The 11459-nt window shown below is 69.1% G+C and carries 10 protein-coding genes and 1 tRNA gene; 3 read left to right on the plus strand and 8 right to left on the minus strand.

From position 1 onward, the window contains the following. The first annotated feature begins 35 nt into the window (after positions 1-35). Positions 36-109: transfer RNA gene (locus JWQ91_RS15515), tRNA-Pro, on the plus strand. A 78-nt stretch (positions 110-187) separates the two neighbouring features. Here JWQ91_RS15515 and JWQ91_RS15520 read toward each other — a convergent pair. Further along, positions 188-457 (minus strand): tyrosine-type recombinase/integrase, encoded by a 270-nt coding sequence (locus tag JWQ91_RS15520; protein ID WP_297786167.1) that lies wholly within the window; start codon positions 455-457, stop codon positions 188-190. A 235-nt stretch (positions 458-692) separates the two neighbouring features. Here JWQ91_RS15520 and JWQ91_RS15525 point away from each other — a divergent pair, with 235 nt between their 5' ends. Next, entirely contained in the window at positions 693-1067 is a 375-nt protein-coding gene (locus JWQ91_RS15525) for a DUF2267 domain-containing protein (protein WP_297786170.1), read from the plus strand. An 871-nt stretch (positions 1068-1938) separates the two neighbouring features. Here the strand turns inward: JWQ91_RS15525 and JWQ91_RS15530 are convergent. The 7 genes from JWQ91_RS15530 to JWQ91_RS15560 form a co-directional block, all read right to left on the minus strand. Next, complete coding sequence (locus tag JWQ91_RS15530) at positions 1939-3228, minus strand: helix-turn-helix domain-containing protein (protein WP_297786174.1); 1290 nt, start codon at positions 3226-3228, stop codon at positions 1939-1941. A gap of 25 nt (positions 3229-3253) precedes the next feature. Continuing rightward, the gene (locus tag JWQ91_RS15535) at positions 3254-4669 is read right to left on the minus strand and encodes an NAD(P)/FAD-dependent oxidoreductase (RefSeq protein ID WP_297786177.1); all 1416 of its coding nucleotides are present in this window, start codon (positions 4667-4669) and stop codon (positions 3254-3256) included. Beyond that, complete coding sequence (locus tag JWQ91_RS15540) at positions 4666-6525, minus strand: DUF3556 domain-containing protein (protein ID WP_297786180.1); 1860 nt, start codon at positions 6523-6525, stop codon at positions 4666-4668. The genes JWQ91_RS15535 and JWQ91_RS15540 overlap by 4 nt, the downstream gene beginning before the upstream one ends. 88 nt (positions 6526-6613) lie before the next feature. Continuing rightward, the gene (locus tag JWQ91_RS15545) at positions 6614-8089 is read right to left on the minus strand and encodes an AMP-binding protein (protein ID WP_297786183.1); all 1476 of its coding nucleotides are present in this window, start codon (positions 8087-8089) and stop codon (positions 6614-6616) included. Positions 8090-8457: 368 nt separating this feature from the next. Further along, positions 8458-9366, minus strand: coding sequence for a sucrase ferredoxin (locus JWQ91_RS15550; RefSeq protein WP_297786186.1), 909 nt, complete (start codon positions 9364-9366; stop codon positions 8458-8460). Further along, positions 9363-10493, minus strand: coding sequence for a cupin domain-containing protein (locus JWQ91_RS15555; protein WP_297786189.1), 1131 nt, complete (start codon positions 10491-10493; stop codon positions 9363-9365). The genes JWQ91_RS15550 and JWQ91_RS15555 overlap by 4 nt, the downstream gene beginning before the upstream one ends. A gap of 2 nt (positions 10494-10495) precedes the next feature. Beyond that, entirely contained in the window at positions 10496-10741 is a 246-nt protein-coding gene (locus JWQ91_RS15560) for a hypothetical protein (protein ID WP_297786192.1), read from the minus strand. A 198-nt stretch (positions 10742-10939) separates the two neighbouring features. Between JWQ91_RS15560 and JWQ91_RS15565 the strand changes: the two genes are divergently transcribed. Then, positions 10940-11459: MFS transporter (locus JWQ91_RS15565; RefSeq protein WP_297786195.1), on the plus strand; the 520-nt coding region annotated here is incomplete at its 3' end.

Below are 11459 nucleotides of genomic sequence, written 5' to 3' on the forward strand. Positions count from 1 at the left end.
GGCGGGCCTGCGGTAAAGTTCCTCTTCGGTACGAACGGGCTGTAGCGCAGCTTGGTAGCGCACCTGACTGGGGGTCAGGGGGTCGCAGGTTCAAATCCTGTCAGCCCGACAGAAAAACCGCCTCTGACCAGCGGAAACGCTGGTTAGGGGCGGTTTGTGATTTGAGCTCGAAAGCCCTATTAACCACTTATTCACCATGTATTGCCCGAGGCTCGCCCTCGGCGCGGTGGGCCAGTTCGTCAAGCACATGAGCCACATCTGCCGCTATGGCCGGCTTCGAGATGTAGAACTCCCGAGTGATCACGGACGACGAGTGTCCCAGTTGTCTGGCCGCGGTCTCCGCATCCACACGCTCCGCGATCAGAGTCGCCACGGTCTTTCGGAACGTATGCGGCGTGACCCAGTCCAGCCCGGTGTCCTTGCGAACTTGTCGCCAACGGCGCTCGATGTTCGTCACCTGCTCTCGTCCACGCCGACCGAAACCTCGATCGAGAAGCGCTGGATTACTTCAGCGAGTAGTGGCTCCGTCCGCCGCCCGCGCTTCTGTATCGCAACAGGCAGTCGGCCGTCTTGCCGATAGACCGGCCTTCGTCGCGCTAGGAGAGTTGTGGCTCAGTCTCACCGTGATGGCTGTGGTGCGGCGTCGGACTCGACCGTGCCGTGCCAGCACCTGACGACCGAGGGAGAGTGACATGAAGCAAGACGAGTTCATGACGAAGGTTGGACAGCGCGCCGACGTCAGCCTCAGCGCTGCCGAGGCTCTGACCGCAGCCACCCTGCAGACGCTGGCGGAGAGAATCAGTGGCGGCGAGGCGCAGGACCTGGCGGCACAGCTGCCCGAGGAGTTGAAGCCGCACCTGACGGGTGCGGACGAGCCCGCCCAGCCGTTCGACGCAGAAGAGTTCGTCCGACGGGTGGTCGAGCGCTCCGGGATCGACAGCGATCGGGCCAGCGCAGCCATACGAGCGGTGTTCACCACGGTCCGTGAGGCCGTCGCGCCCGGAGAGTTCGACGACGTCACCGCGCAGCTTCCCAAGAACTTCCAAGAACTTGTCGGCGCTAGTTGATCAACCCGAAGTGGGTGCCCCCCTGACGCACGGCACTTCTTCCGAAGGTAACCAGCACAGGCGCCGGCCCCGACCACCGCATCGGCGTCGGCTGAGAGCAGGGCATTGATCATCGTCTGCAGCAGCGGTGCTTGCCCGCCAGGGTCTCCGGCCCACCACCAAAGGTGGACACTATGCGGTCGAGCGAGCGTACGCGCGCAGTTCGGCCAGGGCTTCCGGCAGTTCGGCGCGTTGCGCCGGCGACGTAATGAGCTGGAATATCCCGAGCGGCCCGGTGACGAAGCCAGCGCGGCGGAGGCAGCTGAGGCCGTTGGTCACGGTGGGGCCATCGGTACTGCGGCCGAAGGTTTGATGGAACGACTTGGTCTGTTCTGATCAACCGCGCGCTCACCATTTATTCACCATTTATTCGGGCAAATGGGCGCATACAGGGGCATCTGCAGTCCAACGTGAGGGCGGACTTCGAGTGCATCGGCGCAGGTCAGAGCGTGTCTTGGCAAGATCGAGCAAAACCATTGGGGAGGCGCTCTGGAACAGGGGGTCGCAGGTTCAAATCCTGTCAGCCCGACAGTGTGATGTCTCAGGACATCCCGGAAGACCGAACCTGTAAGGGGTTCGGTCTTCTGTCATTTCTGGGGTTTTCCGCGGGGTTGGTAGTCGCGGCTGGTGTCGATGGTCAGTTCGCGCAGGAGCTCGCCGGTGATGGCGTTGACGACTCGGCGCTGGTGAGATTCCCGCAGCATCACGACCAGTCCGGGATGTCGTGAGACATCAGTCCGGTATGTCCTCTATGGGCACCGATGTGGTCACAACCCATCGACGCGGCGGCAGGGCGGGCGGTGGATCGTGGTCGCCGGCGGCAGCGCGGCGTTCACTGGAGAACCACGTCGCCGAGAAGCCGCACCACCTCCAGCGCCAGCTCGACGTCCAGACGGTCCTCGTCCAGGCTCCTGCCCCGCAGCTCGAAAGCGCGGCCCACGCGGTACTTCACGGTGTTGCGGTGCAGCAGCAGCCGCTCTCCGGTGACCTGGTAGCTGCTGCCCGTGACCAGGAACGTCAACAGCGTCTCCCGCAGCCGCGCGGCGTTGTCGGTATTCGCTGACAGGGGTCCCAGGACAGCGGTCACCCAACCGGCGAGGGCGTTGAGGTCGTGCAGCAGCATCGACACCACGGCCACGGCACGGTCGCTGTGGGAGGTGAGCTGCTGCCCCGTGCGAGCCACGCTCGCCAGGTCCCGCGCAGCCCCCGCCTGACGGTGGCTGGTCCTGAAGCCGGCGACTCCGCGGCCAGCCTCGCCGAGAGCGACCCGGGCGTGCTCGTGCTCGGCCAGCACCGTCCGGACCACGTCCGATGCGAGCGGCCCGTCGTCGGTTCCCCGGCCCCACCAGACCCAGGCCGTGCTGCGGTCGACGGGGGTGAACAGGGCACCGGTCGAGAGCGTGGCCCCGGCCAGCTCGTCGGCCAAGGACTTGAGCCCGTCGGTGTGATCGACCGCAGCGTTCGCCGCAGCCATCCACACCACCCCGGCAACGTGGTGCTGGTCCAGGCGGTATCCCGTCCGCTCGGCGAAGCCCTGCTGGGCACCCGGAGCGTCGTCGAGGACACCGCGGACCAGGGACGCGGCGATCGAGGCGCTCCGCTCCTCGACCTGACGCCGCTCATCCTCGTACGCCGCGAGCACCATCCCGGTGATCCAGTCGACGTAGGAGTGCATCCAGCCGGCGAGGTGGTGCAGCAACCGCAGGCGGGTGTCGGGATCGACGTCGATCTGCCGCACCTCCTCGAAGGCCTGCCCCAGAAGGTCGTCGGAGCCGAAGTGGTACGCGCGCCGCAGGGAGGCACCGGACACGCCGCGCTGGGCAAGGCGGATGGCGTACTCCGTGGCCGCGGTGATCGGCTGGATCCGCTCGAGCGGGATGTCGTTGCGGAGCATGTACAGGATCGTGGCGATGTTCCCCTCGACGCTCGCGTGGAGCAAGTCGGTCAGCTCCGGGTCGCCCAGGTCCGCGATCGCCTCCTCGATCGCATCGTTCATGCTGGCGTTGAGCTCGTCGTACCGACGCTGGAGGCGCTCGCCGACCACGGCCGTGAGTCCCGCGATCTCCGCGGCCTCAGGGGAGCCGGGGGGGACGGTCCGGCGGTGCGGCACGTGGTCGCTCATGACGCGGGGGCTCGGCGGCGGGTCTTCACGCCTCTAATCGTCTCAGAGCCGAGAGGGCGGCGTTGTAGCCCGACATCCCGTGCGCGCCCGCCCCCGGCGGGGTGGCCGCCGAGCAGAGGTAGACCCCCGGCACACCGACGGTGTAGGGGTCGAGTGCCGGACGCGGCCGGAAGACCAGCTGCAGCGCGTCGTTCGCGCCATTCACGACATCGCCGCCCACGTAGTTGGGGTTGTGCTGCTCCATCTGCACCGCCGAGCGCACATGCCGCGCGACCACGCGGTCACCGAAGCCGGGCGCGAACCGTTCGATCTGCGCCTCCAGTGCCGCGGTGGCGTCCCCGGTGTAGCCCGCGGGCACGTGCGCATAGGCATAGACAGGTACGACGTCACCCTGCGCGCGTGAGGGGTCGGCGAGGAACTGCTGCCCGACGAGCACGAATGGTCGCTCGGGCATCCGGCCCCGGTTGACGTCGGCCTCGGCCGCGGCGATCTCCTCGAGGCTGCCGCCGACGTGAACGGTGCCCGCGAGCCGGGACTGCTCGTGTGCCCACGGCACCCCGCCATGAACGGCGAACTCCACCTTGAACGTGCCTGGTGCGTGTCGGTAGCGGGTCAACGCCCTGGCGATCCGCGCCGGCATGGCGTCGCCGGTGATGCGCACCGCGGCGCCGGGGGCGACGTCGAGCATCACGATGTCGGGGGAGTCGAGCTCGGCCAGGGACTCCACGCGGACGCCGGTCTCCACCGTGCCACCGTACTCTTCGAGCAGCGAGGTGACGGCCGTGGCGATGGACACCGAGCCGCCCTGTGCCACGGGCCAACCGTAGCGGTGCGCGGCGGTGCCCAGCGCGACCCCGATGGCCGAGGAGACCGGGGAGCCGAACGGGCGCAGCGCGTGCGCCGCGACGCCGGCGAAGAGGCCCCGGGCCTCGGGTGTGGACCAGCGCCGAGCGAGCATCGTCACCGGTGGCAGCGAGAGCAGGCCGAACCGGGCGAGCTTGATCGGGTGTGCCGGCACATGCAGCATCGGCCGCAGGAAGTCCTCGGCGATGTCGTCGAAGTGCTCGCTCAGGTAGCCGAAGACCGAGCGCCACGCCCGGCCGTCGGCGCCGAGTGCGGCGGCGGTGTCCTCCACCGACTGCCAGACGGCTGCGCCCCGTCCTCCGTCGAGCGGGTGAGCGTACTGCACCTGCGGCCACAGCCACTGCAGGCCGTGGGCAGACAGGTCGAACCGTCGCGAGAAGGGGGTGTCGACCGCGAGCGGGTGGAAGCCCGAGCACTCGTCGTGCAACAGGCCGGGCACCGTGAGCTCGCTGGTGCGGGTGCCGCCGCCGACGGTGTCAGCGGCCTCGAGCACCCGCACCTGCACGCCCTCGGCGGCGAGGGTGAGGGCGGCAGCGAGCCCGTTGGGCCCGCTACCGACCACGACTGCGTTGGTCACACCGCGACCTCGTCACCCGTCGGAGCATCGGGTGCGGGAACTCCCCGCCGCGGGGAACCGGCCTGCTGCGGGGCCGGGTGCAGGTAGTTCCCGGCCGGCTCGTAGCCGGGCATCCGCCAGGTCACTGTGTGCGGGATGGGACCGTTGGGCAGCCATGGCTGCTCGTTGACTGCCTCGGCGACGTTCCAGGTGCCACGCTCGACGACACCGAGGGCCGCATCCATGACCTTGTACTCCTGGGTCCTCTTGTGGATCGGCTGGGACTCCACCCAGACCACGACACACTCGCCGGGCTCGAAGTTGCAGCGCTTCTGCAGTGCGGTCAGCGTCGGCTCGTTGTGCAGGTGGGCGTCGCCGAACTGCCAACCGACCATGGTGGTGCAGACGAACTCGCCCTCGCGGATCCGGTAGTTCTCCAGCTGGTCGAGATGGCGCATCATCAGGGACATCAGGCCGCGGCCCTGACTGTGCATGGTGCGCCATGCCATCGCCTTCTGCATGAAGATCTCGGCGATCTCCTTGCCGAACGCGCCGGAGAGCTGGTCGATCTGGTTGGCGTTGTACTTCACCAGGTGGGTGTTCAGCTTGTTCTCGGCCGCGTCACCGCGAAACGCCCACGTCGCCGAGGCCCAGTTGCCGGCGTACTGCCGCATCGAGGGCAGGAAGGAGACCAAGTCGGGGCGCAGGTTGCCCAGGATCGGGAACGTCACGAAGGCCGCGACGACCGGCAGCAGCAGCCACGCCGAGCTGATGTCGGTCACTGCGTAGCCGTCCCAGGCGGGGAACCCGCCGAAGATCCAGGCCACGGCGAAGATGAAGAAGACGTTCCACTCCAGCGGCACGGCGAGCGGGAAGGTCGAGGTGATGAAGACGTGGAAGAGGATCATGCCGGCGATGGCCAACCAGGTGATGGTCGCATTGGTCGAGAACAGCAGCACCAGCGGCAGCACCAGCTCGACGACGGTGCCGCCGACGTGGGCGAAGCCCCACGACACCTTCGACGGGCGCAGGTCATGGGGGAAATCCCTGTAGAGCGAGCGCTTGAACCTCAGCGAGGTGATCCACGGGGTGTTGCTCACCATCGGCGGGACAACGTTCGTGAAGTGGTGCCCGAACTTGGAGACCCCGGCACCGAACCAGATCGAGACCATGGCGATCTTGGCGACCAGGATCATGTCGACGTGGTGGGACAGGATGCCGAAGAAGAACATCACCGCGACGTACTGCTCGGACCGGGCGGCGAGGTAGACGACCTTGTCACGCAGCCCCATCACGATGATGAGACCGACGTAGGCCAGCAGGCCCCACTGCGGGAGCAACCCGGCGTCGCTACCCGGCAGCGCTGGGGTGTCGGCGCCCGGGGTGAGCAGCAGGAAGCCGAGCACCGCCAGGATGACCGAGTAGAGGGCCACGTCGAAGGTGGTGCGGTGGTCGCCCTTGGTGAAGGGCACCTTGGTCGGCCACGGAGGCAGTCGCAGCGTGTTGCGGCGTGACCAGTAAAGGAAGCCGCCGATGAACGGCTTGAACTTGAACGCCAGTGGGCCCGAGGAGGAGGCGAGGCCGGTGATCTCGAACAGGACGGTCCACACCATCAGCTTCTGATAGACGATCGGCTCACCCCACCAACTGGCGAAGTGCGTGAGTCCGCCGAGGCCCGGGGTGGTCAGACCGACGATCAGTGTGCCGATGACGGCGTAGAAGACCAGCTTGTAGATGTAGAGCATGTGGTTCGTCTTCGGGCTGCCGAACCCGTACTCGGCCCAGTGCGTGGCAAGCATCTGCATGCGTTGCATGAACGGCATGGACTCGAACTGCGCCGGGTCCACCGGCGGCATGTCTGCGGTCTTGAATCCCACAGGTTTCTCCTTCATTGGGGCAGGACAGTCCTGCGCATGACTCGCGCGGACCGTTTGCTGGGTGGTTGACGTTGGCAGGCCGGCTGCGTCAGGCAGGCTGGCTCTGGAGGGAGCGACGCAGGGCGGGCTTGTCGATCTTGCCGACGGGGTTCTTCGGCAGGGCGCCGACGATGTCGATGCGCTCGGGCACCTTCACCCTTGTGAGGTGCTGGCGACAGTGGGCGAGGAGCTGTTCCTCGGTGAGCTCGGAGCCGGGGTAGACGCTGACGTAGGCGACTGGCACCTCGCCGTACATCTCGTCGTTCCGGCCGACGACGGCGGCCTCGAGGACACCCTCGACGCCGGTGAGGACCGCCTCGATCTCCTTGGGGTAGATGTTCTCCCCACCCCGGATGATCATGTCCTTCACCCGGTCGACGATGGCGAGGTAGCCGTCCTCGTCGAGACGACCGATGTCGCCGGTGTGGAGCCAGCCGTCGACAACGGTCTCCGCCGTGGCCTCGGGCTTGTTGAGGTAGCCGCGCATCACCGTCGGGCCGGAGATGAGGACCTCGCCCACTTGGCCGTGCGCAAGGTGCTGGCCGTCGGGTCCGGCGATGGCGAGCCGCTGACCGGGCAGTGCGGGGCCGACCGTGCCGAGCTTGCGGATGCCGTCCACGGGGTTGCACGCGGAGGCGCAGGTGCCCTCGGTGAGGCCGTAGCCCTCGACCATCGTGAAGCCGTAGCGCTCCTGGGACTTCTCGAGCAGCTCCTGGGACACCGGTGCTGCGCCGCAAATCACGAAGCGCAGCGAGGAGGTGTCGGGCTTGACGTCTGCGGGCAGGGAGGCGAGGACCGCGTAGATGGTGGGCACCGCGGAGAAGTAGGTCGGACGCAGCCGCTCGACCTGGTCGAAGAACCGGGTCGCGGAGAACTGGCCGACCACGCTGAGCTGACCGCCGGACCGCATGGTGGCGAGCGCGCTGACCATGATCGCGTTCACGTGGAACAGCGGCAGGATCAGCATGCAGTGATCCTCGTGCGTGAGCCGGAGGTGCTGGGCCATTGTGCCCGACATCGATTCGGCGTTGGCGTGGTCGAGCATCACGCCCTTGGGACGCCCGGTGGAACCGCTGGTGTAGATCAGCAGGGCCAGGTCGTCGCCCGACAGGTCGGCCGGGTCGACCGTGTCGCCTCGACGCTCGGTCTGCATGTCGTCGACGTGGATGACCGTGCGGCCGCCGGTGGGGGCGTCGGGGCCGAGGTTCACCACGACGGTCGCCTCGGAGTCCTCGATCTGGTAGTCGGCCTCGTGGGAGGTGAACACCGGGTTGACCGGAGTGGCCGCGCCGCCAAGGCGCCAGGCGGCGAACATCGCGACGAGAAGCTCGATCCGGTTGGGCAACATGATCGCGAGCACGTCCCCCCGACCGAAGCCGTGCCTGCCGAGCTGCTCGGCGAAGGCCTCGACCCGTACCTCGAACTCGGCGTAGCTGAGCTCGATCCGGTCGTCGCGCAGCCCGACCTCATGCCGGCGGCTCTGGAACACATGTGAACCGCCCCAGGGCAGGTATCCGAGATGCATCCGTCCTCCATCGATCTGGTGTGTGATTCACGCCACGTTCGCCGTGAGCCACGACACTAAGCCGATCCTGGGCTGGCGCCTACGTCAGCGGGGACGAACCTTGAGGCCGGCTTTGTGCACGATGCATTGGGTGGGGCGGGGCCGACACCGGAGCCCCTGACCTGCGAAGGCGCAGGGCAGGGGCTCCGGTGCGGTGCACGGGACGGGTATCCCATAAGACGTCGCGCAGCTCACGCCGCAGGATCTTGCCGGTCACCGTCTTCGGCGTCCACGACCGTGCAGGACCTGCGGATCGGGGACCCGCGTGGGGCTGAGCCTGCTCGCCGACGATCTGCTGGTCTCGGCGACGACGGACTGAGCGTTCGAGGTCACCCGCTCGTGGTGATGGCCACCAGCTTGTGGAGCGACGTGGGGTTGTCCCGTGTCGCGCGGCAGGTGAGCTGGAAGGTGTCGGTGCCCCGGGTCGTGTGGACCCGTACGTGCCACTCGCTGCCGGCGACCCGGAACACCGCGTCGGTGATGTCGCCCTCGCGCCGGCGCGACACCAGCCGTACGGCGTCCATCCGGGCCTCGCCCAGCTCCCGTCGCAGGGCGATCTCCGCGAACTGCACCGGCATCGCGTACGACGAACGCCCCCGCAGGTGGTCCAGCTCGAGCTCCCCGGCGGCATGACGGTCGGCCACGGTCAGCGCGGACTCGGGGTCCAGGCGTCCGTAGTACAGACCCTGGGGGAGCACCAGCATGTTGCCCGCGAACCGGTCGCCGCCGATGTGGGAGACCTCCCAGGTGTCCTCGGCACGGGCGACGGCCAGGGCCGCGGCGACCGGCCGGCCGCGCTCGGCGCAGCAGGCGTCGTGGCGACCGTGTGTGCAGACGCACAGGAGCGTCCCGTCGTACGGGCTCAGGCCGGGGGAGCGACCCGCGCCCAGCGCCGTCAGGTCGAGGTCGAGGAGCTGGTGCGGATCGGGTAACACCGTCGTCTCCACCCAGGGGCGGGACGGGTGCGCGAAGGCCGCGAACACCCGGATCCCCTCGGGATGGGCGCTGCGGTCGGGTCGGCGGACAAGCAACGGGCGGACCCGCGCCGAGGCACCCGCGCGGAGCACGGACTCGCCCAGCCCGTCGGGCAGCCTGGCGTCGCGCAGCGCGTTGACGCCCCACGGCCCGGGGTGCTCGATCAGCAGGAACGCTCGTACGTTCGACGCCGTCCCGCCCGCGGGCTCGTCGCGCTGCGTGCTGGTGGTGGCGCAGCGGAACGCCGGGTCGCGCGAGGTCACCGGACGACCTCGAGCAGTCCTTCCCGGACGAGGCGGCGGCAGAGCACGAGCCGGCTCTGCGGGTCGAGGGACTCGGCCAGGTCGGCCGGGACGAGATCGCGGCGCGCGCGCAGCTCGTCCAGTGCCGGCCGGAGCCAGCCGGGCATGTCGAGGGAGCGGTCTCCCAGCAGGACCTCGACCCGGTCGCCGCGGGGGATCAGGACGCACGGGTGGCCGGGGCGCCGACGCAGCGGGGTGGAGTCGTCGATCGCGCCGGCGGCGAGCACGTCGTGCAGTCCTCCCGCGAGCCGCGGACTGCGACTGGTGAGGAATCGGCGCACCTCGGACTCGACCGCGCGGACCGCGTCGACCTCGCGGATCTGCGCGGCCAACGACTCGAGCCGCCGGGCGAGCTCCTCGGCGAGGTCGCCGGGGGTGTCGAGATGTCCGGCGGGCAGGTGCTGGTCGGGCACCGCGGCGACGAGGTCGGCGACGCTGCGCTCGACCAGGCCGCGCCAGGTGAGCTGGTTGATGCCGATCGTGACGTGCAGCGAGACGGTGTCCTGGGCCCGCGCGGCGTGCGGGGTGCCGGTGGGCAGGTACATCGACAGGCCGGGCTCCAGGAGCACGTCCTCGGCCCCGTTGGGACCGTGGACCTCCCACTGCTTGGAGCCGGCGGTCTGGAACACGAACACGTCGTGGGAGTCGGAGTGCACCGCGAAGCCCTGCGCGCCGGGCGGCGTCAGGTAGGCGTTGGCCTGGCACGGGTGCCCGAGCTCGAGCTCGAGCTCGGCGACCAGCTCGGTGATCGGCAACCAGTAGCGGTGCAGCCCCTGGAGGACGATCGTCGCACCGCCCTCGAACAGCGCGAGGGCCTTGCGCGAGTCCACCAGGCCGGTCAGGGGCTTGCCGGCGAGGGTCGCGCCGCGCGTGTAGGCCGACTCCGGGAGCACGGCACCGTCCTGCGCGAGCCGGATGGACGGGGTACGGATCGCGGACGACGTCAGCAGGGTGTCGACGTCCTCGAGCGACAGCAGCGCGATCAAGTCGTCGGGATCGGCGCGGTGCAGGTGCACGCGCGACGCCCAGACCTTCGACAGGAAGGTCTGGGCGTCACCGCTGAGCAGGTCGAGCGCGGAGTCGGGCACGGTCAGGACGCGTCGCCGTCCGTGGTGTCCGTCGCGTCGCCGTCGGTGCCGTCGGAGTCGGTCCCGTCACCGTCGGTGCCATCGGAGTCCGTGGTGTCGCCGTCGGTCGTGTCCGTGGCGTCGCCATCGGTCCCGTCGGCGTCCCCGCCGTCCGTCCCGTCGGCATCGCCGCCGGGCGTCGGTGTGACACCGGCCGGGCTGCTGGTGATGTCGTCGTCGTTGAGCGGCTCTTCGGGGGTGGTCGTCATACGTCCTCCTGGGTGCGAAGTGGCCGCCCCGGACGGGCGGCTCCTACATTCTGCTGCCAGGTCCGCCGCCCGACAACCGGAGGAGAGACCCTCGCCCGGGGTGTCCTCGCCCGTGGAGGGTGAGGGGTGCGAGGGTGCGCATCCCTAGCGTGGTGACCATGAGGCCCGTGGCGGGTCGGCACGCGGAAGGGGCAGGCCATGGGGCATGTCGCACAGGCGAGCACGGGCGCGCGAGGCGTCCTGGTCGTCACGTGCATCTCGACGCTCGTGGTCAACGCCAACACCTCGGCGGTCAGCATCCTCCTGCCGGCCATCTCGAAGGACACCGGCACCTCGGTCGCGACGCTCCAGTGGGCGGTGACCGGCTACTCGCTCGTCGGTGCCGCGGTCATCGTCACCTCGGGGTCGCTGGGCGACGTCTTCGGGCGCAAGCGCATCTTCCAGCTGGGCCTGCTCCTGTTCGTGGGGTCGTGCCTGGTGATCGCGCTGGCAGGGTCGGGCGGCATGGTCATCGCCGGACGCGTCATCCAGGGCGCGGCCGGGGCGACGATCCTCGCGTGCGGCCTGAGCCTCCTGACGGTCGCCAACGAGGGCGGCTCGCAGCTGCGGTCGGTCTCCCTGTGGGGTGCGGCCGCCGCTGTCGGAGCTGCGGCCGGACCTCTGCTGGGCGGTGTCCTCGTCGACGTCACCGGGTGGCAGGGTCTGTTCTGGGTCGATG

The organism is Aeromicrobium sp., assembly GCF_025965075.1.
Classification (GTDB): domain Bacteria; phylum Actinomycetota; class Actinomycetes; order Propionibacteriales; family Nocardioidaceae; genus Aeromicrobium.

What these genes read in the sequence shown, in the direction of transcription:
- JWQ91_RS15560 (WP_297786192.1), bottom strand. Translation starts at nt 10,741, where the DNA reads ATGACGACCACCCCCGAAGAGCCGCTCAACGACGACGACATCACCAGC.
- JWQ91_RS15530 (WP_297786174.1), bottom strand. Translation starts at nt 3,228, where the DNA reads ATGAGCGACCACGTGCCGCACCGCCGGACCGTCCCCCCCGGCTCCCCT.
- JWQ91_RS15545 (WP_297786183.1), bottom strand. Translation starts at nt 8,089, where the DNA reads ATGCATCTCGGATACCTGCCCTGGGGCGGTTCACATGTGTTCCAGAGC.
- JWQ91_RS15525 (WP_297786170.1), top strand. Translation starts at nt 693, where the DNA reads ATGAAGCAAGACGAGTTCATGACGAAGGTTGGACAGCGCGCCGACGTC.